Source organism: Aequorivita sp. CIP111184 (assembly GCF_900489465.1).
Lineage (GTDB): Bacteria > Bacteroidota > Bacteroidia > Flavobacteriales > Flavobacteriaceae > Aequorivita.
In genome coordinates, this window is the sequence record NZ_UEFQ01000015.1 from 280,064 (window position 1) to 304,115 (window position 24,052).

General features: G+C 37.0%; 21 protein-coding genes. 12 read left to right on the forward strand and 9 right to left on the reverse strand.

Annotation, left to right across the window (positions count from 1 at the left end; genetic code table 11):
* Nucleotides 1–20 precede the first annotated feature (20 nt).
* Genes AEQU1_RS05725 through AEQU1_RS05735 form a run of 3 tightly spaced genes read right to left on the reverse strand, consistent with a single transcriptional unit; the run spans nt 21 to nt 3,384 of the window.
* Nucleotides 21–824, reverse strand: a complete 804-nt coding sequence (locus AEQU1_RS05725; protein WP_111879501.1) for a Na(+)-translocating NADH-quinone reductase subunit C — start codon at nt 822–824, stop codon at nt 21–23.
* Between the two features lie 2 nt (nt 825–826).
* Nucleotides 827–2,026 carry an NADH:ubiquinone reductase (Na(+)-transporting) subunit B gene (locus tag AEQU1_RS05730; protein ID WP_111879503.1) on the reverse strand — a complete coding sequence of 400 codons (1,200 nt, stop codon included), beginning with the start codon at nt 2,024–2,026 and terminating at the stop codon, nt 827–829.
* Between the two features lie 5 nt (nt 2,027–2,031).
* A complete protein-coding gene (locus AEQU1_RS05735) occupies nt 2,032–3,384 on the reverse strand; it encodes a Na(+)-translocating NADH-quinone reductase subunit A (protein ID WP_111879570.1) in 1,353 nt (450 codons plus the stop codon).
* Nucleotides 3,385–3,972: 588 nt separating this feature from the next.
* On the opposite strand from AEQU1_RS05735, the gene AEQU1_RS05740 reads away from it, so the two are divergent.
* From AEQU1_RS05740 to apaG, 4 genes are all read left to right on the forward strand, one after another.
* Nucleotides 3,973–4,548: a DJ-1/PfpI family protein gene (locus AEQU1_RS05740; RefSeq protein ID WP_111879504.1), complete on the forward strand. Its 576-nt coding sequence runs from the start codon at nt 3,973–3,975 to the stop codon at nt 4,546–4,548.
* A gap of 243 nt (nt 4,549–4,791) precedes the next feature.
* Nucleotides 4,792–6,045 carry a DUF5103 domain-containing protein gene (locus AEQU1_RS05745; RefSeq protein WP_111879506.1) on the forward strand — a complete coding sequence of 418 codons (1,254 nt, stop codon included), beginning with the start codon at nt 4,792–4,794 and terminating at the stop codon, nt 6,043–6,045.
* Between the two features lie 48 nt (nt 6,046–6,093).
* A complete protein-coding gene (locus AEQU1_RS05750) occupies nt 6,094–7,188 on the forward strand; it encodes a DUF3667 domain-containing protein (RefSeq protein ID WP_111879508.1) in 1,095 nt (364 codons plus the stop codon).
* A 5-nt stretch (nt 7,189–7,193) separates the two neighbouring features.
* Entirely contained in the window at nt 7,194–7,580 is a 387-nt protein-coding gene (gene apaG / locus AEQU1_RS05755; protein ID WP_111879510.1) for a Co2+/Mg2+ efflux protein ApaG, read from the forward strand.
* A gap of 56 nt (nt 7,581–7,636) precedes the next feature.
* On the opposite strand, the gene AEQU1_RS05760 is transcribed toward apaG, so the two are convergent.
* Nucleotides 7,637–8,350: an NRDE family protein gene (locus tag AEQU1_RS05760; RefSeq protein WP_111879512.1), complete on the reverse strand. Its 714-nt coding sequence runs from the start codon at nt 8,348–8,350 to the stop codon at nt 7,637–7,639.
* A gap of 241 nt (nt 8,351–8,591) precedes the next feature.
* On the opposite strand from AEQU1_RS05760, the gene pruA reads away from it, so the two are divergent.
* Nucleotides 8,592–10,217 (forward strand): L-glutamate gamma-semialdehyde dehydrogenase, encoded by a 1,626-nt coding sequence (pruA, locus tag AEQU1_RS05765; RefSeq protein ID WP_111879514.1) that lies wholly within the window; start codon nt 8,592–8,594, stop codon nt 10,215–10,217.
* A gap of 76 nt (nt 10,218–10,293) precedes the next feature.
* Here the strand turns inward: pruA and AEQU1_RS05770 are convergent, their stop codons facing one another.
* Nucleotides 10,294–10,941, reverse strand: a complete 648-nt coding sequence (locus AEQU1_RS05770; RefSeq protein ID WP_111879515.1) for an Omp28-related outer membrane protein — start codon at nt 10,939–10,941, stop codon at nt 10,294–10,296.
* 184 nt (nt 10,942–11,125) lie between these two features.
* On the opposite strand from AEQU1_RS05770, the gene AEQU1_RS05775 reads away from it, so the two are divergent.
* The gene (locus AEQU1_RS05775; protein ID WP_111879523.1) at nt 11,126–11,458 is read left to right on the forward strand and encodes an NUDIX domain-containing protein; all 333 of its coding nucleotides are present in this window, start codon (nt 11,126–11,128) and stop codon (nt 11,456–11,458) included.
* An 8-nt stretch (nt 11,459–11,466) separates the two neighbouring features.
* On the opposite strand, the gene rsmG is transcribed toward AEQU1_RS05775, so the two are convergent.
* Complete coding sequence (gene rsmG / locus AEQU1_RS05780) at nt 11,467–12,096, reverse strand: 16S rRNA (guanine(527)-N(7))-methyltransferase RsmG (protein ID WP_111879525.1); 630 nt, start codon at nt 12,094–12,096, stop codon at nt 11,467–11,469.
* A gap of 126 nt (nt 12,097–12,222) precedes the next feature.
* Between rsmG and AEQU1_RS05785 the strand changes: the two genes are divergently transcribed.
* From AEQU1_RS05785 to purT, 4 genes are all read left to right on the forward strand, one after another.
* On the forward strand, nt 12,223–13,323 hold the full coding sequence (locus tag AEQU1_RS05785) for an acyl-CoA desaturase (protein WP_111879527.1): 1,101 nt from the start codon (nt 12,223–12,225) through the stop codon (nt 13,321–13,323).
* A gap of 5 nt (nt 13,324–13,328) precedes the next feature.
* A complete protein-coding gene (locus AEQU1_RS05790) occupies nt 13,329–14,516 on the forward strand; it encodes a pyridoxal phosphate-dependent aminotransferase (protein ID WP_111879529.1) in 1,188 nt (395 codons plus the stop codon).
* Nucleotides 14,517–14,636: 120 nt separating this feature from the next.
* The gene (locus tag AEQU1_RS05795; protein WP_111879530.1) at nt 14,637–17,546 is read left to right on the forward strand and encodes a GEVED domain-containing protein; all 2,910 of its coding nucleotides are present in this window, start codon (nt 14,637–14,639) and stop codon (nt 17,544–17,546) included.
* Nucleotides 17,547–17,641: 95 nt separating this feature from the next.
* A complete protein-coding gene (purT, locus tag AEQU1_RS05800) occupies nt 17,642–18,814 on the forward strand; it encodes a formate-dependent phosphoribosylglycinamide formyltransferase (RefSeq protein ID WP_111879532.1) in 1,173 nt (390 codons plus the stop codon).
* Nucleotides 18,815–18,851: 37 nt separating this feature from the next.
* Here purT and AEQU1_RS05805 read toward each other — a convergent pair whose 3' ends face one another.
* Nucleotides 18,852–20,357 carry a TrkH family potassium uptake protein gene (locus AEQU1_RS05805; protein WP_111879534.1) on the reverse strand — a complete coding sequence of 502 codons (1,506 nt, stop codon included), beginning with the start codon at nt 20,355–20,357 and terminating at the stop codon, nt 18,852–18,854.
* Entirely contained in the window at nt 20,357–21,706 is a 1,350-nt protein-coding gene (trkA, locus tag AEQU1_RS05810; protein WP_111879535.1) for a Trk system potassium transporter TrkA, read from the reverse strand. Before trkA ends, AEQU1_RS05805 begins: the two co-directional genes overlap by 1 nt.
* A gap of 181 nt (nt 21,707–21,887) precedes the next feature.
* Between trkA and ubiE the strand changes: the two genes are divergently transcribed.
* Both ubiE and AEQU1_RS05820 read left to right on the forward strand, forming a co-directional pair.
* Nucleotides 21,888–22,619: a bifunctional demethylmenaquinone methyltransferase/2-methoxy-6-polyprenyl-1,4-benzoquinol methylase UbiE gene (ubiE, locus tag AEQU1_RS05815; RefSeq protein WP_111879572.1), complete on the forward strand. Its 732-nt coding sequence runs from the start codon at nt 21,888–21,890 to the stop codon at nt 22,617–22,619.
* Between the two features lie 3 nt (nt 22,620–22,622).
* Nucleotides 22,623–23,333: a porin family protein gene (locus AEQU1_RS05820; protein WP_111879536.1), complete on the forward strand. Its 711-nt coding sequence runs from the start codon at nt 22,623–22,625 to the stop codon at nt 23,331–23,333.
* Here the strand turns inward: AEQU1_RS05820 and AEQU1_RS05825 are convergent.
* Nucleotides 23,320–24,048 carry an RNA methyltransferase gene (locus AEQU1_RS05825; protein ID WP_111879573.1) on the reverse strand — a complete coding sequence of 243 codons (729 nt, stop codon included), beginning with the start codon at nt 24,046–24,048 and terminating at the stop codon, nt 23,320–23,322. The genes AEQU1_RS05820 and AEQU1_RS05825 overlap by 14 nt on opposite strands.
* Between the last annotated feature and the right edge of the window lie 4 nt (nt 24,049–24,052).

The following is a 24,052-nucleotide window of genomic DNA, read 5'->3' on the forward strand; positions in this document are numbered from 1 at the left end:
ATAAAAACAACTATATTTTTTTACTGAATAGTATCAGAAACTGGAGCTGCCTCCATTATTTCATTCTTTTCAGCTCCTTTTAATTTTTCTAAATAAGGTATATACTGCGCAACATCTTTTTTGATCATTGCAGTTACACCATTTCCTGTTATAGTAGCGCCGGCGAGGGCATCTACTTTTTGGTCGTCTTTACGGTCGTTCAACGGATCGTTATTTCCTTTTGCTACGGTAATACCTTCAAAGGCATCGCCATTCATAATTTGTTCGCCTTTAAAGTCGTCCATAAAGAATCGTTCCTTAATATTTGCGCCAAGTCCGGGAGTTTCACCTTTGTGATCAAAAAATACTCCTTCAACTACAAAATCTTTATCAAGGGAAACAAATCCCCAAATAGCATCCCAGAGTCCCTTTCCACGCATTGGCATTATGTAATAAGTTTTGCCATCTTTTTCTCCAATAAATAAAGGAAGCTTTCTTTTATAATTTGAATCTTCTTTGGCGTGTGATTCTTCCTTTTTAATATCTATTAGATAAGCATTTTCGTTTTCACTTACTTCATCGCCCTGAATAACCAATTGTTTTTTTATGTATTTATGAAAAGTAGCTTCAACTTCATTGGTAGGAATAAAAGTTACACTACCTGTTCCTTCATTATCATCAACACCCATTGCATACAGAATGTTCTGTTGTTTTTCAAAACGCTCATTTTCAGAAATTTTTCCGCGTAGGCCTTGTGCAATACCAGCTAAAAGGCTTCCAACAACCAATACCATTATTACTGAAAACAGTATTGTATATGAATTTTTATCAGTAAATCTTGCCATTACTACGCTGTTTTAACTTTTATTCGTTTCATTCTCTTCTTAATGTTTCCTTGAATCACATAGTGATCTATCGTTGGTGCAAATACATTCAACAATAATATTGAAAGCATAAACCCTTCCGGATATGCCGGGTTAAAAACACGTATCATTATACCCATGAAACCAATTAAGAAACCATAAATCCATTTTCCTTTGTTGGTTTGTGATGCAGTAACTGGGTCTGTTGCCATATAGACAATTGCAAAAGCAGCACTTCCTATTATTAAGTGATGCCAAAACGGTTCGCTCATTAATCCATAAAATTTGCTGCCATCCTCTATCCAGCCTTGATCAACAACACCGTTAAATATCAAGCCCATAACAAGTGCTCCTACAACGGCGGAAAGCATAATACGCCAGCTTCCAATTTTTGTAAAAATCAAGAAGAGGCCGCCAATAATAATAAGGAATGTAGAAGTTTCTCCCACAGAACCTGGTATAAAGCCCCAGAACATATCCCAAAGACTATAAGCGGGGTGGGTATTTGCGGCTAAAGTTCCTAAAATAGTTTCTCCAGAAATTGCATCTGGCTGACCAGCCATGGCTTGTGCTCCATGCACCCATACTTTATCACCACTCATCCACGTTGGATAGGCGAAGAACAAAAAGGCACGGATAGTTAAAGCGGGGTTCAGAATATTCATTCCTGTGCCTCCAAAAACTTCTTTTCCAATGATTACTCCGAATATTACCGCAACGGCAAGCATCCAAAGAGGAATATCAATTGGAACAATAAGCGGCACGAGCATTCCCGTTACCAAATACCCTTCTTCTACTTCGTGTTTTTTAATGATGGCGAAAATAAATTCAACACCAAGACCTACTCCATAGGATACGATTACCAGTGGCAAAACGGTCCAAGCACCCAAAATAAAATTATCCCAAGTGAAGAAATTGCCTAATGGGTCCAATCGCAATGTGTTATCTATAGCTGCATAGTGCTGATAGCCGGCATTGAATATTCCAAAAATTAAACACGGAATAAGCGCCATAATCACGGTATTCATAGTACGCTTCAAATCGTCTGCGGAACGCACGTGCGAACCAGAATGCGTTGTTTCATTTGGCGTATACAAAAAGGTGTGCAGTGCATTGAACGCAGGAGCCATTTTGGTGCCCTTGTACTTTTCCTTTAGCTTATGTAAATTCTGTTTCAATCCCATAGCGATTATCCTATTTCTTTATACATTAAATCAAGACCGTTCCTGATGATTTGTTGATGTGGTTGCTTGCTCACGCAAACAAATTCGGTAAGCGAGAAATCTTCTGGTGCCACCTCGTACATTCCTAAAGCTTCCATAGCATCAAGATCTTTAACCATACATGCCTTTAGAATTTGCATTGGGTATATATCAAGTGGGAAAACTTCTTCGTAATTGCCGGTTACAACAAAAGCACGGTGCTCTCCGTTGGTATTGGTGTCAAGATCGTATTTTTTATTCGGTGTTAACCAAGAAAAAGTAAGCGCTCTTGAAGTTGAAATCTTATCAAAAACTGGCTTGTTCCATCCAAAAAGTTCGTAATCATCACCTTCCGGAATTACAGTTACGGTATTGCTGTAAAAACCCAGATTCCCTTTAGGAGAAATTTTATTTCCAGTAAGCACATCTCCGCTAATAACGCGAACGTTTTCTTCCTTCATCCCTGAGTCATACAAAAAGGTTGAAACCTCTGATCCGATTCTGGTTTTATAATATTTTGGAGCCTTTACCTCAGAACCTGCAAGTGCAATGATTCTTTCTGAGTTAAACTTTCCAGTAAGAAACAATTCACCAATAATTACAAGATCCTGCGCGGCAATTGTCCAAACAATCTCGTTTTTATTAACGGGGCTTATTTTGTTTATTTGTGTTCCAACATTTCCAGCTGGATGAGGTCCAGAAATAGTATGAAGGGAAATATCTTTTAAACCTTTAAATGGTGAGTTTCCATCTTTGCCAACCCCAACGTGTACTTGCCCATTGGTAAGTTTACTTAAAGCGGTTAGGGCAGCCTGAAGTTCCTTTTCTTTTCCTTTTAGAGAAAAATCCAAATCGTTTGCCAGTGGAGCCGTGTTGAGTCCAGAAATAAAGATATCTCTTGGCTCTTGATCCGTATCAGCAATCACAGCATATGGGCGTTGAAGAATAAACGGCCAGCAACCAGACTCAAGCAAACGGGCTTTAATGACCTCAGCACTTGAAGAATCTGGACTTAAAATACCAAAATCTTTAAAAGAGTCCTGTGGGTCTGCTTCTATAATGATTTCTTTAATAACTCGTTTCGCACCACGTTCAATTTTTGTAAGCGTACCGCTAACTGGCGAAACGAACTTTATAAGTTCGTTGCTCTTTGAATAGAAAATGGTATCACCCGCTTGAACTTTTCCATCTTCGCGAACCACCATTTTAGGGGTTATAAGATGAAAGTCGGAAGGTCTTATTGCGAAGGTTCTAGATCGCGGAGAGCTGGAAAGTGTTTTTTCAGCTTCACCTTTTAACTTAATGGTAAGACCTTTTTTAATCTTAATGTCTTTGGACATAAATATGGATATTAATAATGCCTTTTTAATACCCTTATACCCATCAAAACAAAAGTGCGGGGAATAAGGGCGTGCAAATTTATAAATTAAATATACCATTGCACAATAAAAGGGTATAATTTTCTGTGTTAAAAAGGAGTGGGTTGCTATTTTAAAATGTTTATAACATTAATAAATAGATTTACCAAGCAAAAGCAATTTTAAAGAATTGTCTTTCTTAAAATAAGAACCATTCAAATTAATAGGGAAATATCACGGGAATTTACAGTCATTTTTTTTGGTGAAAACTTCGAGAAATATTCGAATGGATCACACCAATATCTTTCAGATTTTCTATTCAGTTTTTATTTACTAAATTAGATGCTTCAGTATTTATTTACAGTACATTAACGAATTGAGTCAAAATGCGTATTCTCAATTTCAGTTTCTGGAAACAGCAGAACATTTTTGACTTTTCACTAAAAATTCAATACAAAAATTAGAGGGGATTAACCAAAGACACACTGCAGATCAACGAATTTTTTAAAATTAGAACAAACTTAAAACAAAGATTCACACATTACAAAACAATAAAAATCTGAGCAAAAAATGAAAAAAATATTATTCCTAACTGGAGATTACACCGAAGATTATGAAACAATGGTACCATTTCAAATGCTCGAGATGGTTGGTTATGAAGTACACGCCGTATGCCCCGACAAAAAAAAGGGAGATACCATTAAAACAGCAATTCATGATTTTGAAGGCGACCAGACCTATTCCGAAAAGCCAGGCCATAATTTCACCTTAAATTACAGTTTTGCCAAAGTAGTTATGGAAGACTATGAGGGCTTAGTAATTGCCGGAGGCAGAGCTCCAGAATATTTAAGGTTGAATGAAAAAGTAATTGAGCTTGTAAAACATTTTTTTACCACCAATAAACCAGTTGCAGCAATCTGCCATGGCATTCAAATTTTAACTGCCGCCAATGTTGTAAAAGGAAGGAAATTAACAGCCTATCCAGCTGTGGGTCCAGAAGTAACATTAGCAGGAGGAGAATTTCAATCAATACCAGCAGACGAAGCCTATGTAGATGGTAACCTTGTTACATCTCCTGCTTGGCCAGCACACCCAAGTTTTATTAGAGAATTTTTAAAAATAATGGGGGCAACTATTAAAATTTAAACCTATAGCTAAGACCACTTAAAAACTATTACATCGAAATTTATTTTAAAGTAATATATACACATCAATAAATATTGAATCCAAAAATTCAAAACTTTATATTAGGGAAGACATTTGAGAAATGAAAGAGAAAACTTACGAACTGGAAAAAATTAAAATTAGTCTTAGTTTATTTAGTTGCAGAAAGAACATTGCCATCAATGGGCACAAAATTTGTTTATCTTAGCTTTTTAAACCAGTATTATGTTAAAAACACATTCCATCACCCTTCTTCTGTTGCTTACTGTCTTCCCTACATTTTCCCAAATTGTAGAAAAAGTAGAACCTTCATATATTAGTACTGTACAATTCCGGGGTGCTACAGACCTCAGCCAACTGCCAATTATACGGCTTGGCGAAAGAGTAAATTTATCATTTGACGCCCTTAACGGTGAAGAAGAAGATTATTATTACACCATCACCCACCACAATTTTGATTGGTCTCCCAGTGATCTTTCCAAAAGCGAATACTTAGACGGTTTTGACGATGTGCGTATAGAAACCTACCAAAATTCATTAAATACCCTTCAAATATTTTCGCATTATGAACTCACCATTCCAAACCGTGAGACAAGGGCAATCGAAAAAAGCGGAAATTATTTAATTAGTATTTTTAATAGCGATAACGAACTTATTTTCACAAGAAAATTTATGGTTATTGAAAACATTGCCAATGTTGCGGTAGAAATAAAACGCGCTCGTGACCTTAGAATTATCAACGAGAAACAAGTTGTTCAATTTACCATCAATTCGCCTAATCTTTTATTGATAAATCCAAAACAGACCGTTAAAACACTTGTGCTTCAAAATAGCAATCTTAACACCGCTATTAGAGATTTAGTGCCACAATACACTATTGGGAATGAACTTATTTATAGATACGACAAAGAAGCATCTTTTGGCGGCGGTAATGAGTTTTTAGCATTCGATAATAAAGATGAGCGCTCCGCTTCAAATGGTGTGCGTTCCATAGAGGTTTCCGATGTGTACGAAAATTACCTCTACACAGATATTCCAAGATATAATCGGCCTTATACCTACAATCCGGATATAAATGGAAATTTTGTGGTTCGTAATGTTGATGCCCAAAACCAAGATATTGAAGCAGAATACGTACGTCTGCACTTTAACCTGCAATATTATGACGATCTAGGCGACAAAGAACTGCATCTATATGGCAATTTCAACAACTGGACCATAGACGGCAGCACCTATATGAAATATGACCCGAAAAGTGATAGTTACAGAAACGACCGCCTTTTTAAACAAGGGTATTACAACTATAAATACGTTGTTGTAAATCGTGACGGCAGTATAGACGAAGGGGCCGTAAGCGGCGATTTTTGGCAAACTGAAAACGATTATACCGTTATTGTTTATTTCCGCGATTTAGGCGCGAGGTATGATAGAATCATCGGCACGGGATATGCAAACTCTACCACTATCAATAACAATTGATTTTTCTAAACTATCAATCGCCATAACAGTTTCTTTTTTTCAGAGGCCATGAAACGCAAAAAAGACGAAAATTCCAACAGTAGAAAATCGCTGCAATATCGCGGAACAAAATGTCTAAACTGTGAACAACCACTTGATATAAGTGATATTTATTGCCCCTATTGTTCCCAACTTAACAGCAATAAGCAGCTTTCTGCAAAAGACTTTTTCGGAGAATTTCTTAATAGCATTGTGGTGTTTGATTCCCGATTTCGAAACACGCTTAAAGATCTTCTTTTCAGGCCCGGAATCATCACTCGAAATTACGCCAAGGGGCAACGATTAAAATATGCAAACCCCTTCCGTTTCTTTTTAAGCGTATCTATAATTTACTTTTTGCTGAATAGTTTAATTAATATTATAAATCCAGGTATTGAGGACGATTTAAACTTAAGCTCCAAAATAATGGGTAACGCTGGCTTGGATTCCTTAGAGCAGAATGTTAAAATGACAACTACAGAAGCAATTAGTTTTGCCGATTCTGTAGAAAAACAAAAACCAAAAAAAGCTTTAAGTTATATTTCAGAAAAAGAATTGGACACAATGTCATTTGTGGAAAGCTATACAGAACGGTTTTCACTTTACAATAGTTTTTACAAAAAAAACAAAATCAAAAATGCTGAAGTTGCGCTAGACAGCCTCCACCACAGAAATACTTATTTTAACCGATGGGTATATTCAAAAAATACCAGTGTGGAAAAGATTAAAGAGAACCCTGCCGCTTTTGTTAATTATGTTATTTCCAAAATACCATTTTTCCTCTTTTTCTTTACGCCTTTTTTCGCATTTTTCTTTTGGGTTATTTATTCCCGAAAAAAATATACCTATATGGAACATATGGTTTTCATATTCCATATTTTCAGTTTTATCTTCTTGGCATTGCTTCTTTTTATTATACCAGACCTTATAATTGGATCACAATTTTTGGTGGGATGCCTGTTCCTTTTTATTGGCCCAATCTATTTCTATAAAGCATTGCGTAATTTTTACCATCAAAGCAGGATGTTAACATTAATAAAATTTGTATTTTTAAACACTGTATTTGTAATAGGATTGACTTTTGCGACAATAATTTTTGTAGCAGCAAGCGCAGCAGTTTACTAAAAAAAATGGTTCAACAGGTAACACAAGGAATTAAGATTTCGGTAAAAACCGAATTTGACGGCACGTTTTACAAAAATCGTAAAATGCAGTATGCCTTTGCCTATACTATTACAATTGAAAATCAAAGTAAAGACACCGTTCAGCTAACTTCTCGTTGCTGGAAAATTAAAGATTCGCTAAATAATACCGAAGTTGTAGAGGGCGAAGGAGTAATTGGTCAAAAACCTATTCTGCTCCCGGGTGAAAAACATAGTTACACCAGCGGTTGCCTTTTATATTCTCCTTTTGGGGCAATGAAAGGCCATTATAATATGGTTAATTTTGCTACCACAGGAAAATTTAGAGTTTCCATTCCGCTTTTTAATTTGAGCGCCCCTTTTTCGATGAATTGATTTTATTAACGCTATTGATTCTTTAGTTACTATTGCTTTTAAAACAGAACACTAATTTACTGAGTACTGAACACTGAATTACTGCTTATACTGGTTTGTAAATCTTCATAACGCATTTCTACATTTTCATTTTTCATCACAACTTGAGTAATACTTTTTGTTTTTATGAAACCACGATCCATAACAAGATTACTGTACAAATCGCCTTCACCAGCCGTTTTGTGAAATTGAAGCAATTCTTCTTCGGAAGGTTTTACAGTTTCAAGCAAAAATGCTGAAAACCATTGTTCGCGCTTTTTCTTTAGATTCTCGGGATACAATGGTGAAGAAGACCATATTTGGGGTGCAAGCGATTCTTCGGAAAAATGATATTTTATTCCGTCCCAAACTAATTCAAACAATTGTACTTCAGTTTTCCATTCAACCAAAACTGCTGTGAAAGGCTCTATTTCGTTAAAATCATAGCGCGCTATTTCATCTTTTAGGTTCTCTGCCATCAAAAGATCTTTAACCACTAGACCTCTACTTTTTCTATAAAAAGATTTTCGTTCATGCGCCACAAATCCACCATTCATCAAACATACAATTCTTTTTTTATCACTTATACCAATCCACGTTCCTCCAGCCACAGCATCTTTAGGGTAAAGCAACTGCACATCCTCCTCTTCATATATTTCTGGCGGAAAAGTTTCACGGCCAGGAGCTTCATCGCGATTAGAAGTAAGAATAAAATCGTTATTAGATTTCGGAACAAAAGTTATTGTACACATTTTTTAAAAAGTATTCAGCGTTTAATGCAGTGAGCGGCTTAAGATGAGACAATTTATGAAAAATTTCAAAATAGAAACTTACAAAAAAATGAGGCAACCATTTCATATAAAAAAATAAATAATTGTATTTTTTATAATCTAAAATGTTTTTCGTTAATGAATACTGCCCTTGAAAACTACCAGCCGAACATTAAAAAATTTGTACCTTTGCAATCTTCATAAATAGAAAAAATAAAAAGTTATGGGAAATGGATTTTTTGAAGTACCAATCGCCGTAAACGAACCAATAAAAGGTTACGCGCCTGGTTCACCAGAACGAAAGGAAGTACTTGAAACCTACAAAGAAATGTACAACACGAAAGTGGAAGTACCTTTATTTATAAACGGTAAAGAGGTAAAAACTAAAGACACCAGCACGATGTCTCCCCCCCACGACCATAAACACGTTTTGGGAACCTACCATAAAGCTACCAAAAAAAATGTGGAGGAAGCTATTTCTACATCTTTGGAGGCTCGGAAAAAATGGGCGGCAATGCCTTGGGAGCAGCGCGCAGGAATCTTCCTTCGTGCAGCCGAGTTGATTGCTGGGCCATATAGAGCCAAGATTAATGCAGCAACAATGCTTGCGCAATCCAAAAATATTTATCAAGCTGAAATTGATGCAGCATGTGAGCTTATAGACTTCTTGCGTTTTAATGTTCAGTACATGACCGAAATATATGCTGAGCAGCCAGAGTCTACCTCAGCTGCTTGGAACCGAATTGAATACCGTCCTTTAGAGGGCTTTATATATGCTATTACTCCTTTTAACTTTACGGCTATTGCTGGAAACCTTCCAGCAAGTGCTGCACTAATGGGAAATGTAGTGCTTTGGAAGCCTAGCGACAGTCAAGTATATTCTGCAAAAGTAGTTTTGGATGTATTTAGAGAAGCTGGTGTGCCTGCGGGAGTAATAAATATGGTTATGGGTGATCCAGTTATGATTACTGATACTGTTCTTGCAAGCCCAGATTTCAGTGGAATACACTTTACAGGCTCAACTCACGTTTTCAAGGATATTTGGCAAAAAGTAGGAACCAATATTCACAACTACAAAACCTATCCGCGTATTGTGGGTGAAACCGGCGGAAAAGATTTTATTGTTGCGCATAAAACCTCAAACCCAAAACAAGTTGCCACGGCAATGGCTCGTGGCGCTTTTGAATTTCAAGGACAAAAATGTAGCGCTGCTAGCCGATGCTATATTTCTGAAAGCATTTGGAAAGACGTGAAAAAAGATCTTGTAGCAGACATTAAATCTTTTAAAATGGGTTCTCCTGAAGATATGGGCAATTTTATTACAGCTGTTATACACGAGAGCTCTTTTGACAAACTAGCGAAATACATAGATGCAGCGAAAAAAGATGAAAATGCTGAAATAATTGCCGGTGGAAATTACGACAAAAGTAAAGGCTACTTTATTGAGCCTACCGTGATTGTTGTAAAAGATCCAAAATACACGACTATGTGCACGGAATTATTTGGCCCAGTTTTGACGGTGTATGTTTTTGAAGACAAAAAATGGGAAGAAACATTGCACTTGGTTGATGAAACCAGTGAATACGCTTTAACGGGAGCTGTTTTCAGTGAAGACAGATACGCTTTGGAAGAAGCTGTAAAAATTCTTGAGAACGCTGCAGGTAATTTCTACATTAATGATAAGCCTACTGGAGCAGTTGTAGGCCAACAACCATTTGGTGGTGCACGCGCGAGTGGCACAAATGATAAGGCTGGAAGTAAGCAGAATTTGTATCGATGGATTTCTCCGAGAATGGTGAAAGAGACTTTTGTTTCGCCAACGGATTACAGATATCCTTTTTTGGGATAAGACTTGAATTTAATAATATAAAAAACCCATCCAGAATTATTTCTGGATGGGTTTTTTATATTATTAAAATTGTGCTCTATTGGAAAGTTTTATTTTCACCCAACTTGGCGTGTTGCGAGTTTTTTGCACTATTATCAGCTTTCACTACCATAACAACAAAACTTAAGTTATCTGCATTGTAATCTGAAGGAACCGTAAAGGTATAGGTCTTTTTATATTCTTTGTATGCTTCAGTGTCGGGAATATTACCTCCAAAAAGGGTCGAAAGTGAATTTCGCAACGCATCCTTGTGAACAAAATCAATAATTGGATCTCCGGCACCGTAATAAGGACTGTTTGGATTGTTAGTAAAATAATTAGCCTGATCTGAAACAATACCACTCTCCAGTAAATACACTACCAACTTATCGCCTGGTTCAGAACCATTTTTATAAATCACTTTGGCATCCACTGACAATGTAGAACCAGTAATTTGTGAATTAATAGCCACAGAAAGATCTGTCTCCAAACCAGCAATACTTGTTACAGCATCATAATCATAAATAAGAGTAGAAGAATTCCATGGAACAGTTCTGTTTAACTGTGTTTGCGGGAAGCTATCTGGAACCCCAAATTCAGCTTGAAGATCATCAATTTGAGAAAAATCCATCGGATCAATAACTGACCCTGATTCGTGAATGGCAAGTACTGAAACGTGATCTGTTAATGTCTGTATAGAATCCATAGCCACTAGAGCTTTTAGGCAAAAACCACACCATACACCTGTATAATCTTCTAACACCACATTTCTTTTAGGAATGTAAACTGTAAAGTTTTTCTGCGCAGTTGTATAAGTTTCACCATTTATTAAATATTCTGCATAAACAATAAAACTTCCTTCCGTTGAAGAAGAATAGGTAAAGCCAGAAATTGGCGCGGGATCCTTGGAAAAAGATGAAAAACCCGAAGATTGCGTAAATAGAGAAGTAATGGAGGAGTTGGGTTATAAAATTGAAAAACCAAAACTAATTACAGTTTTTTACACTTCGCCGGGAGGCTCGACAGAACGTATTTTTTTATTTTTTTCCGAAGTTTCAAAAACAGATAAAATTAAAAAAGGTGGCGGAAATGATCATGAAAATGAAGATATCCAATTGGTGAAAATCCCTGTTTCAGACTTATTATCAAAAATTATGGAAATCAAGGATGCAAAAACAATTCTTGCAATGCAATGGTTTTTATTAAACCGCCAAAATCATTGACCTTTTGATCAGCCTTTAAATTTTAAGGGCAAATGCACCACACTTTTAGTCTCAAAGAAATCTTCTTCAAAATAATCATTTATAGGAAATACTGTCGCTTTTGGATAATACTTAAGTTCTTCAGACAGATCTCCCCCTTTTAAGTAAAGGATTCCATTTTTTCGATCGTGGATACTTTTTTTAGCAACCTTCCCGTTCACCCAATGTACAAAAGTTTCCATTTGTGCAACGGCGCGGCTCACTATAAAATCATATTTCCCAGAAACAATTTCTACACGAGCATTGGTAGCTTTTACGTTTTGAAGCTCCAATCCAGCTACAACTTCTTCTACCACTTTTATTTTTTTTCCGATACTATCCACAAGGTGAAACTCCACTTCAGGGTAAAGAATGGCCAAGGGAATACCCGGAAAACCACCCCCAGTACCAACATCCAAAATTTTAGAACCTGGAAGAAAAGTTTGCACTTTTGCAATGCCCAAAGAATGTAACACATGACGCAGATAAAGCTCATCTATATCCTTTCGGGAAACTACGTTTATTTTCAAATTCCAATCTTCATAAAGAGATTGTAGTTGCTCAAACTGATTTTTCTGAATATCAGTTAATTGCGGAAAATATTTTAATATTAGCTCCATATTTTAATTTCAACTGCAAAAGTATAGCATCTTTAATAAATTAATGGTTTTGAAACCTTACTTTTAAGCAAAAGATGATTATTTTTGTGGTTTACAGAATAAAAATCCCCAGTTAAACAATTCATTTTGACATATACAAATTTAAATTTTTCCCGAGTAGACCGCGCAAAATTCTTTAGAACCCTGAATACGCGCGTTAACGCATATTTTAAAGATAACGAAATTGCCCGTACAGGAAACTGGAAACTTCACCTTAAAACCGTGATAATGTTTTCTCTTTATCTTACTCCATACTTCCTAATGCTTACGCTGGACTTACCTGGCTGGCTGCAATTGATTTTCACTGTTGTTATGGGTGTGGGTATGGCAGGTGTTGGGATGAATGTAATGCACGATGCAAATCACGGCTCCTATTCCTCAAAAAAATGGGTAAACAAAATAATGGGGAGCAGTATGTACATTCTCGCTGGAAATGTATATAACTGGCAGGTACAGCACAATGTACTTCATCACACTTACACCAATATTCACGGGCATGACGAAGATTTGGAAGCTGGAAGAATTCTTCGATTCTCAAAGCATTCAAAATGGCATAAACTTCACAAATTTCAGCACATTTACAGTCTTTTCTTTTATGGCCTTTTAACATTCAACTGGGTGCTGACTACTGATTTTTTTCAGACTAAAAGATATTTAAAACGTAAACTTTCTTACGGAAAACTACCGAAACCCGTTACGCAATGGAGTATTTTGGTTATTACAAAAATGATTTATTTATCGCTTTGGATTTTAATACCAATATTATTTTTCAACATCGTTTGGTGGAAAATTTTAATTGGCTTTTTTATCATGCATTATGTTGCAGGTCTTATTTTGAGCGTGGTTTTTCAACTTGCGCACGTTGTGGAAGATACTGACATATTGCTTCCGGATGAAAGTGGAACTATGAAGAACACGTGGGCAATTCACCAGTTATTCACTACAGTGAATTTTTCAACAAACAACAGAATTGTGAACTGGTACACGGGTGGCTTAAACCACCAAGTAGAGCATCATATTTTTCCGAATATAAGCCATGTTCACTATAAAAATATTTCAAAAATTGTAAAAAGCACAACAAAAGAATTTAATCTACCCTATAAAGAATATAAAACCACTCGCCGGGCTATTCTAGCACATTTCAGACATTTAAAAGAAATGGGGCTTAAGCCTGCCGTACCCGCATAATACTTATGGATCAAAGACTTTCAAAACGAGTGAACGAGATGGCTACCTCGGCTACTCTGGCAATGGCTGCCAAAACAAGAGAATTAAAAGAACAAGGAATAGACGTTATTGGTTTGAGTCTTGGAGAACCAGATTTTCCAATTCCAGACTTTGTAAAAGAATCTGCTATCCAAGCCATCAAAGACAACTATCATTCTTACACCCCTGTAGATGGTTATGGCGATTTGAAGAAAGCGATAATCACTAAATTTAAAAGAGACAATAACTTAACATATAAACCTTCCCAAATCGTAGTTTCCACGGGGGCCAAACAATCATTGGCAAACTTAACGATGGTTCTTTTAGATGAAGGTGACGAAGTTTTATTACCTGCCCCATATTGGGTAAGCTATGCAGACCAATGTAAGGTTGCTGGCGGTATTCCAAAGGAAATAGCCACTTCTATCGAAACTGATTTTAAAGTAACTGCGGAATCATTAGAGGCAGCAATTACTCCAAAAACAAAAATGATTATCTACAGTTCGCCCTGCAACCCTAGTGGTTCAGTTTATAGCAAAAAAGAGTTGCGAGCACTGGCCGATGTCTTGGTAAAATATCCAGACATTATTGTTATTAGCGATGAAATTTACGAACACATCAACTTCATTGGCGCGCATGCTTCAATGGCGGAGTTTGATGACATGTATGACAGAACCGTTGTAGTAAATGGCGTTTCCAAAGCCTTCTCCATGACGGGTTGGCGTATTGGTTACATTGGTGGACCAGAATGGATCGCTAAAGCCTGCACAAAAATGCAAGGACAAGTAACAAGTGGCGCCAACTGTATTGCACAAAGAGCAACCATTACCGCATTGGAAAATTCGCCGAGCAAGATAAAATTTATGGTGGATGCCTTTAAAGAAAGAAGAAAGTTGATATTAGGTTTACTTTCGGAAATTGAAGGCTTTAAAACAAATGAACCCGAAGGTGCATTTTATGTATTCCCAGACATTTCCTATTTCTTCGGAAAAACGCTACGTGGAAAAAACATCAACACCGCTTCAGATTTTTCACTTTATTTATTAGAAGAAGCCAAAGTTGCAACCGTCACTGGCGAAGCTTTTGGCGACCCAAACTGCATTCGTATTTCCTATGCAGCTTCTGAAGTTGATATAAAGGAAGCTATGCTACGAATTAAGGAAGCCCTTAATTAAGAATTAATTACCTTAAAAAAGATGGAAATGGGATTGGTTAAATTTGACTAATCCCATTTCCATCTTACATTTTATCTGTATTTTAGGCATTTGAAAATTAACTTTAAAACTATACATTTAATGAAAACGAGAATTACCTTATTTCTATTTCTCTTTGCTTTCTTTATTCAAGCACAAGCACAAGAAAAAACAAATGCTACTTATGTGGGAAAGGTTGGATCGATGGTCCATGTTCCCTCGATAGCCTCAAGAACTAATTTACCCCCTGCAACTACAAAAGAACAAGTAATGCAAGATGGCAGGGCTTCAAAAAATTTAATAATACCAGGTAAAGACCCGCAGATTGAAGACGATTATTTCGTTCGAAATCCAGACAAAATGGAGCAATTACTTAGTGGAAGAGCACCTTCATTAGTTTTTGATGCTGCCCAATCAAGTTCACAACCTACAGATCCATCTATCGGCGTTGGACCCAATCACGCTGTAGTTGTTTTCAATACTGGTTTTAGAATATTTGATAAAAGTGGAAACCCGCTAACTGGGCAAATTAGTCCAAACCCAACTATTTTTCCAAATGGCGGTTGTTGCGATCTTACTATATCTTATGACAATGCTGCAGATAGATTTGTTATGACATTTTTGGGTAGCGGAGCGCAAATTGCAGTATCCGATGGTCCAGACCCAGTAAATGATGGTTGGAATGTTTATACTATTCCACAAATAGATGATTATCAAAAACTGTCCGTTTGGAGTGATGGATATTACATTACCCAAAATTCTGGAGACACCAATAAAATCTATGCATTGGAAAGAGATAAGATGCTTTTGGGTGATCCTTCTGCACAAGTAATAGGATTTCCACTTCCAGGAATTGTAACCAGCGGTTTTTATAGCCCTCAAGCTTTAAATGTAACAAATGATGATTTACCGGCACCGGGAGGCTTGCCAATTATATATTTACAAGATGATGCATGGTCTGGTGTTTCTCAAGATCACGTAAAAATTTGGACTGTTGATGTAAATTGGGCCACTCCGGGCAGTTCTACCATTTCCGCTCCTGTAGAATTGACTACTACTCCCTTTATTTCAGTATTTGACGGGGGAAGCTTTTCAAACTTGTCACAACCGGGTGGTGGCGATATTGATGCACTTCAAGCAACAATTATGAACCAGGCTCAGTTCAGAAAATTTGGTGATCACAACTCTGCAATTTTCAATTTTGTGGTTGATACTGATGCCAGCGGGGGAGAACTTGCTGGAGTACGTTGGTTTGAACTTCGTCAACCTAGTGACGGACAACCCTGGACCATTTACCAAGAAGGAACTTATACTGCACCAGACGGAAAACACGCATGGCATGCAAGTATGATGATGGACGTTCAAGGAAATATTGGTATGGGATATACTTCAATGGCAGGCCCTACTACTCCAGACCCAACAACTAAAAGAGTAAGTTCATACTATACTGGCCGTTTTGCAAACGATCCATTAAATACAATGACAATTGCAGAAGAATTAATTGCACCTGGAAATCAAAATATTCCTGGCTTACGATACGGTGATTATAGCAAAATAGACCTAGACCCCTCTAACGATAAAGAATTCTGGTTTATTAATGAATATATGAATAGCGGAAGAAAAGATGTTGTTGGTGTATTCCAAATTGCTCCAAACTTTAATAATGACGTTGGAGTGGTTAGTATTGACGCACCAGTAACTGGAACACTTTCAAATAGTGAAACAGTTACTGTTACCATATTTAATTATGGACAAAACAGTGCTTCAAACATTCCTGTAACTTTTCAAGTAGATGGTGGACCTGTTATTTCAGAAACCTTCCCAGGAACAATTGCTTCGGCGGCAACTGCCCAATATACTTTTACAGCAACTGCGAATTTAGGTGCAATTGGACAAACATACTCCATCACGGCTGAAACCAATTTAGCTGGTGATGAAGACACAACCAATGACGGCCGCACCAAGTCTGTTACCTATTTACAGCCTAATGATATAGGTGTAAGCGCCATTACCGCTCCTGTTTCAAGTACCGATCTTACGGGTGCTGAAAACATTGTTGTTACAATAAATAACTTTGGTGGCGAACCAAAATCTAATTTTGATGTATCTTATAATTTGGACGGAACTATTGTTACCGAAGTGGTAACAGGTCCTTTAGCTGCAAATTCCTCTACATCTTATACTTTTGCACAGACTGGCGATTTTTCAGCTTTAGGGAGTTATAACCTAAGTGCATACACCTCATTACCTGGAGATAGTGATACTTCAAACGATTCTACTTCTGTAGTTATTGTTAAACAGAATTGTCAACCAGTGGGTGATTGTTCTTTCGGTGATGGTTTTCAGTTGTTCAGTGTAACAGACTTAAACAATCCATCTGGTTGCGAAGGTTATGGTGATTTTACGAATTTAATAGCAGTAATGGATCCAAATTCTACCAATGAACTAACTGTAACAACAGGTTATGGAGATCAATTTGTTCGTGTTTGGATAGATTTTAATGATGATTTCGTCTTTACAAATGATGAAATTGTGGTTGATAACGTAGTTATTGCAGCAGGACAAGGTGGTGGAACATATACAATTACAACAGACTTAATAGTACCAGCCGGTGTACCATTAGGACAACACTTAATGCGCGCAAAAACAAACTGGGACGGTCCAGTACCCGATGATGCCTGTGAGGAAACTAGCTTTGGCGAAACTGAAGACTATACAGCACAAATAGGAATCTTAGGTGTTCAAGATAATATTTTTGACGAAAATGGCTTAACCGTTTTAACCTTGGAAAACAATAATTTTGATGTTAGTTTAAAAACAGTTAACTATACCGGGGCTATGAATCTTTCGGTTTACAATACATTGGGCCAAAGATTATTGTTCAAAAAACTTGAAAACAACGGGAACGGATACAACTATAAACTCGATATGAGCTATGTAGCTAAAGGTGTTTATTTAGTTCGTGTTGGCAATAAAGACAATGGAAGAGTTAAACGAATAATCGTTAAATAGACCTTCAATTCTTAATTTAGAAAAACCCAAAGTACAAATAGTGCTTTGGGTTTTTTCATTAAATCTATTCCCTTATTTTTACAAAAATTCATAAAATGGCAAAAATTTTATTATTAGGAAGCGGTGAACTTGGGAAAGAATTTACAATAGCTGCAAAGCGTATTGGGCAAACGGTTATTGCAGTAGATAGTTATGAAAATGCTCCTGCCGCACAGCTCGCAGATTTTTCTGAAGTAATAAATATGCTCGACGGAAAAGCTTTGGATGCCATTGTTGAAAAGTACAAACCAGATTATATAGTTCCCGAAATTGAAGCCATTCGCACCGAACGTTTTTACGAATATGAAAAAAAAGGCTACACGGTAATTCCTTCCGCGAAAGCGGCAAACTTCACTATGAACCGTAAAGCAATTCGCGATCTTGCCGCAAAAGAATTAGGCTTAAAAACAGCTGCATACCGCTATGCAACCTCAGCTCAAACTTTGAAAAAAGCTGTTTCTGAAATAGGAATGCCCTGCGTAGTAAAACCTTTAATGTCTTCTAGTGGAAAAGGACAAAGCACTATTAAAACCGAAGCAGACATTGAAAAAGCTTGGACGTATTCGCAAGATGGTTCTAGAGGCGATGTAGCCGAAGTGATTGTGGAAGCCTTCGTTAATTTTAATTATGAAATAACATTGCTAACTGTAACCCAACGCAACGGAAAAACACTTTTCTGCCCACCAATTGGCCACAGGCAGGAACGTGGCGATTATATGGAAAGCTGGCAGCCCGCACCTATGGAAAGTGATGTTTTGAACGCAGCGCAACAAATGGCAGAAAAAGTAACCACCGCACTAACAGGCTGTGGAATTTGGGGAGTAGAATTTTTTGTTGCAGATGATGGTGTTTATTTCTCCGAACTATCTCCCCGTCCTCATGATACAGGAATGGTAACTCTTGCCAAAACCCAAAATTTCAATGAATTTGAGCTACATCTTCGCGCCGTGCTCGGCCTTCCTATAGCAGAAATAACCCAGGAACGCATTGGTGCCAGCGCAGTAATTTTAGCTTCAGATTATTCAGAAAACCCAATTTTTGAAGGTTTAGAAAATTTGGCAACTTCCCCAAAAACAGATTTCAGAATTTTTGGAAAACCTACCTCCCGCCCCTATAGAAGAATGGGCGTTGTTCTAACACACGATAAGCTTGACGGAGATATATCTGAAGTAACAGAAAAAGCAAAGAAATTGTCTAAACAAGTAAAAGTAATTTCAGGGAAAGTTTAAATTATAAAACTTTGTAATTGAAAGTTAGCGCTTTAAATTATCTATTTCTCCAGAAAAAAGGAGTCAACAAAATAAGCACTGTAAATAATTCCAACCTTCCAATAAGCATCAAAAAGCTGGACCACCATTTTGCGGCATCGGGCAAGTACGCATAATTATCCACAGGGCCAAGGTCACCGAGGGCAGGACCAATATTCCCTAAGGAAGAGGCGGCGGCGCCAAGGGCAGTCTTGAAATCCAATCCCATCCACGAGAACACCAAAGTGCCAATAATAAAGGAAAGCATATAAAGAATAAAGAAGCCTAGAATATTAAATACAATAGGCTGTGGCACCGCTTTTCTATTGTAACGAACGGGTAAAATAGCGTGTGGATGCAGTGTTCTTTTAAATTCGAGCACACCGTTTTTAATCATAATTAAGTGACGCATTACCTTAATACCACCAGCCGTGGAACCCGCGCAACCACCCAAAAACATCATTCCAAAAAAGAAAATCGTTAAAAAGGGAGTCCACAATGTATAATCCGCACTCACAAAACCTGTAGTAGTAATAATAGTTAAAACTTGAAAAAGCGCATGGCGGAAAGCACTTTCAAAAGGTCCCCACACCATAGGATGGGCGATGCTTGAAAGTGTTACATCTGCTTCAAAATAAATAAGAAAAGCAGCTATAATAGTCAATACAATAACAAAAGCGCTATATAGTTTAAATTCTTCGTCTTGAAATATTTTTTGGAATTTTCGCTTAAAAGCAAAATAGCTAAGCACAAAATTACTTCCCGCCAAAAACATAAACACAATGATAATGTATTGCACCATCGGGTTGTCATTCCAAAAAGCGACGCTGGCATTTTTTGTAGAAAACCCTCCTGTGCTCAATGTTGCCAACGAATGGTTTATAGCGTCAAAAAAACTCATTCCAGCTAATTTCAATAAAATGGTTTCTGCTAAAGTGTAGCCAACATAAATTAGCCAAAGTCTTTTTGCAGTATCCGTAATTCGGGGATGCAGTTTATCTCCTCCAGGACCTGGCGCTTCGGCAGCGAAAAGTTGCATACCTCCAATTCCCAACAAGGGTAATATTGCTATTGCTAACACAATAATCCCCATCCCCCCTATCCAATGCGTAATGCTTCTCCAGAACAAAACGCCCCTTGGAACGCTTTCAATATCAGTTAATATGGAAGCTCCCGTGGTTGTATAACCGCTCATTGTTTCAAAAAATGCATCGGTAAAACTTGGAATTGCATTGGTGAAAATATAGGGCAGCGTCCCAATAAGGGCCATAAATATCCAGCCAAACGTAACAATAATGTATCCTTCCCGTTTTTGGATTTCCTTCCTGTGGTTTTTGGTTAAAAGCATTATAATTCCGCCAACACCCAAGGCAACGGTTCCCGCCAAAAGCATTTCTTTAAGCACTCCATCTTCGTAATACCAACTTATGGAGGAAGAAAGAATCATAAAACCACCATTCACCATGAGCAGAAGGCCCATTAAGTGCGAAATTATTTTATAGTTAAGTTTGGTAAGGGAATTCATTATATGAAGAGCTTTTCAACTTTGCCAATGGATTGCGGAAGACAGCAAACCACTACCCTATCACCATTTTTTATTTCGAAATCGCCTAGGGCTATAATTCCTTCTCCGTTTCTAATGACTCCACCAATAATGGCAGAAACAGGAAAATCAAGGTCTTTAATTTTTTTATTGCATACTTTGGAATGCGAAGAAACCTGAAACTCGAGCAACTCGGCATTCATGTTGTTAAGTTTCGTCATTGCTACAACTTCGCCTTTACGTACGTAGCGGAAAATATTATTGGCCGCCAAAAGTTTTTTGTTGATAAGCGTATCAATTCCGATGGAATGCGATAGCTGAAAATAATCCATATTTTCCACCAAAGCGATTGCCTTTTTAACCCCTTTGGATTTTGCGACCAAACAGGACATAATATTGGTTTCACTGTTTCCTGTAACAGAAATAAAAGCATCCATATCTTCAATGGATTCTTCTGTTAAAAGATCAACATTTCTACCGTCACCATTTATTACAAGACACCCTGGAATATCATCGGCAATTTCAAAAGCTTTGTCTTTACTGCTTTCAATGAGTTTTACATTAAAGCTACTTTTACAGAGATCTTTTGCAGTTTTGTAACCTATTTTGCTTCCGCCAAGAATCATTACATTTTTAATTTCCTGTCTAACTTTTCCTGTAAGCTTAAAAATTTGTTCTACTCCGTTTTTTACGGTAGTGAAATAAACCTGATCACCTTCTTTAAATTGTGTGTCACCTCTGGGAATCAAAGTATATTGAGTGCCGAAACGTTGCAAGGCAATGGGAACATATTTTAAATCTGGATATATTTTTGCCACTTCTTTCACAGATTTACCCACAAAGGCTGAAGTACGGGAAAGGCTTAATCCGATCATTGTCAAAGCTCCATTTTCAAACTCATAAGTATCGTTGAAGGCACTTTGATTGAGTAAAAGTTCAATTTCGCTGGAGGCCAAAGATTCTGGAGAAATCAATTCATCTATCCCGAATTTTGTGAAACCAACTTCATCTTTCCTGTCAATAAATTCGGTATTGGAAATTCGTGCAATAGTACGTTTAGCTCCCAGTTGCTTGGCAAGCACACAAACTGTAATATTTGTAGTTTCGCTAGAAGTAACGGCTATAACCAAATCTGTATCTGCCACGCGGGAGTCCTGCAAAACAGAAATAGAGGTCGCGTCGCCACGAACCACCCGTATATCTAAATGTGTGTCGGCATGTGCCAAACAATCTCGATTTGTATCAATCAGTGTGATATCCTGAGATTCGAAAGAAAGCAATTTTGCAAGGTGAAAACCTACTTCCCCGGCGCCAGCAACAATAATTTTCATTGAACTATTTTTTATTCCTTAAAATAATTTTTAGAGATTGAATTCAAAAAAAATATTTTAAAAATGAATCTTGACAAAGATATAGAATTTTAACGCATCCCTAACAGAAGCAAAATCATTGTATTTGTAGTTGAAAACCATTGCAAATCTTAAAAAATATGTAATTTTGCAGGCGCAATTTATGGAAAAGAAAATAACACCTTACAAAAATTCTTCCGATGGGAAAAAGAAACAGGTTGAACAGATGTTCGATACTATTTCTGAAAATTATGATGGTCTAAACCGTATAATCTCACTGGGGTCTGATATTAAATGGCGGAAAAAAGTCATTAAAATGGTTGCTAAAAAAAACCCGAAAAGCATTCTCGACATTGCTACCGGAACTGGCGATCTCGCAATTCAGTTTGCCGAGAAAACTTCTGCTGAAAAAATTGTGGGCTTGGACATTTCCGAAGGAATGCTTTCCGTTGCCCGAAAGAAGATTGTGGGAAAAAAGATTTTAGAAAATATTGAATTTGTGCAAGCAGATTCGGAAGCGTTACCTTTTGGAGACAATACTTTTGACGCAATCACTGTTTCCTTTGGTATCCGCAATTTTGAAAATCTGGAAAAAGGTCTTTCCGAAATTTTTCGTGTGCTAAAAAAAGATGGCATTTTTGTGGTTTTGGAAACTTCAGTGCCAACAAAATTCCCTTTCAAACAAGGATACCATTTTTATTCAAAAACTATTTTACCGCTTATAGGTAAAGTGTTTTCCAAAGACAAAGTAGCCTACAAATATTTAAGCGAAAGTGCTTCGGTATTTCCACACGGCGAAAAGCTCAACAATATTTTGCGAAAAATTGGGTTTAATGAAGTGAAAAATATCCCGCAAACATTTGGGGTAGCAACTATCTATAACGCTACAAAATAATTTATGAAGAAGCTTTTTTTTGTATTGGCCGTTTTATTCATTGCAAACAGTGCTCACGCGCAATGGTTTTTCAATAAGGAACGGATAGCAAATTTGGAAAATTTTGATAAAAAGCGCTTTTCATTTGGCTTCTTTTTAGGCTTCAATAGTTATGATTTTAAAATAGATTACAAAGACCAATATGCAGATGATAACACAGATATTCAAGTGGAGCGCTCCGCAGGTTTTAACGTAGGGCTAATTAGTGATATGCGTATCAATGAATATTTCAATCTGCGTTTGGAACCTGGTTTATATTTTACACAACGAAATCTTACCTTCCCAGGATTTACAGAACCAAAAGATTTTTTACGCGAAGTGAAATCTACTTACATCCACGTACCGCTATTATTAAAAGTTTCAACCAAACGATTAAATAATATAAAACCATTTATAATTAGTGGGGTTTCCACTTCCATCAATCTTTCAAGCAATGAAAAAAACCCTGAAGATAACGAGCAGGGAAAATTCAGAATGACAAAAGGAACCAATTATTACGAACTTGGTTTTGGAATAGATTTTTATCTCTACTATTTTAAATTTACGCCTTCCATTCGCGGTGTTTTTGCGCTTAATGATGAATTGGTTCGCGATGATGATCCCAACAGCCCGTGGACCGGAAATATCGATAAATTATCGTCGCGTGGAATCTTTGTGAATTTTACGTTTCAGTAGATCTTCTAAATTCACTTAATAGAATTGCCGTCGCCGTTGCTACATTGAGACTTTCGGTTTTTTGTGTTTTTCCGAAACGGGGAATTGTTATTTTTTGTGTTATTTGCTGAATTATTTCTTCAGAAATACCATTCGCCTCGTTGCCCATAACTATAATTGCATCCTTCGGAAGTTTTTCAGAATAAACATTTTTTCCATCCATAAATCCACCATAAATAGGAATATTGGTTGCCTTAAAAAAATCTAAAAGCGACAGATAATGAATTTGCACCCGCGCCAAAGACCCCATAGTTGCTTGCACTACTTTTGGGTTGAAGCAATCTGCTGTATCTTTTGAACAAATAATTTGTTGCACCCCAAACCAATCACACAACCGAATGATGGCACCCAAATTTCCCGGATCGCGGATGGCATCCAAAGCGACCATCAAACCAGAATCCTGCATAGGTTTTGGCTTTGGTATCTCAAAAACCGCTAAAGAGGTATTTGCAGTTTTTAAAAAACTTATCTTTTTAAGATCTGCATCATTTATATGAAAGTGATTTTCAGCAGTAATTTGGGAAGCATCCGTTGTAAAAAGCGATTGAAGTTTAAAATTTTCATTTATCAATTCGCCAATAATTTTTGGCCCTTCGGCCACAAAAAGACCTGTTTGTTCGCGGTACTTTTTTTGCTGAAGACTCGTTATTAATTTTGTTTGACTTTTGCTGACCAAATTA

Excerpts from the sequence above, each read along its gene's own strand:
- AEQU1_RS05725 (WP_111879501.1), bottom strand. The coding sequence starts at position 824 with ATGGCAAGATTTACTGATAAAAATTCATATACAATACTGTTTTCAGTA.
- AEQU1_RS05745 (WP_111879506.1), top strand. The coding sequence starts at position 4,792 with ATGTTAAAAACACATTCCATCACCCTTCTTCTGTTGCTTACTGTCTTC.
- AEQU1_RS05790 (WP_111879529.1), top strand. The coding sequence starts at position 13,329 with ATGGATCAAAGACTTTCAAAACGAGTGAACGAGATGGCTACCTCGGCT.
- pruA (WP_111879514.1), top strand. The coding sequence starts at position 8,592 with ATGGGAAATGGATTTTTTGAAGTACCAATCGCCGTAAACGAACCAATA.
- AEQU1_RS05735 (WP_111879570.1), bottom strand. The coding sequence starts at position 3,384 with ATGTCCAAAGACATTAAGATTAAAAAAGGTCTTACCATTAAGTTAAAA.
- ubiE (WP_111879572.1), top strand. The coding sequence starts at position 21,888 with ATGGAAAAGAAAATAACACCTTACAAAAATTCTTCCGATGGGAAAAAG.
- AEQU1_RS05760 (WP_111879512.1), bottom strand. The coding sequence starts at position 8,350 with ATGTGTACAATAACTTTTGTTCCGAAATCTAATAACGATTTTATTCTT.
- trkA (WP_111879535.1), bottom strand. The coding sequence starts at position 21,706 with ATGAAAATTATTGTTGCTGGCGCCGGGGAAGTAGGTTTTCACCTTGCA.
- purT (WP_111879532.1), top strand. The coding sequence starts at position 17,642 with ATGGCAAAAATTTTATTATTAGGAAGCGGTGAACTTGGGAAAGAATTT.
- AEQU1_RS05795 (WP_111879530.1), top strand. The coding sequence starts at position 14,637 with ATGAAAACGAGAATTACCTTATTTCTATTTCTCTTTGCTTTCTTTATT.
- AEQU1_RS05730 (WP_111879503.1), bottom strand. The coding sequence starts at position 2,026 with ATGGGATTGAAACAGAATTTACATAAGCTAAAGGAAAAGTACAAGGGC.
- AEQU1_RS05820 (WP_111879536.1), top strand. The coding sequence starts at position 22,623 with ATGAAGAAGCTTTTTTTTGTATTGGCCGTTTTATTCATTGCAAACAGT.
- AEQU1_RS05770 (WP_111879515.1), bottom strand. The coding sequence starts at position 10,941 with ATGGATTCTATACAGACATTAACAGATCACGTTTCAGTACTTGCCATT.
- rsmG (WP_111879525.1), bottom strand. The coding sequence starts at position 12,096 with ATGGAGCTAATATTAAAATATTTTCCGCAATTAACTGATATTCAGAAA.
- AEQU1_RS05805 (WP_111879534.1), bottom strand. The coding sequence starts at position 20,357 with ATGAATTCCCTTACCAAACTTAACTATAAAATAATTTCGCACTTAATG.
- AEQU1_RS05740 (WP_111879504.1), top strand. The coding sequence starts at position 3,973 with ATGAAAAAAATATTATTCCTAACTGGAGATTACACCGAAGATTATGAA.
- AEQU1_RS05750 (WP_111879508.1), top strand. The coding sequence starts at position 6,094 with ATGAAACGCAAAAAAGACGAAAATTCCAACAGTAGAAAATCGCTGCAA.
- apaG (WP_111879510.1), top strand. The coding sequence starts at position 7,194 with ATGGTTCAACAGGTAACACAAGGAATTAAGATTTCGGTAAAAACCGAA.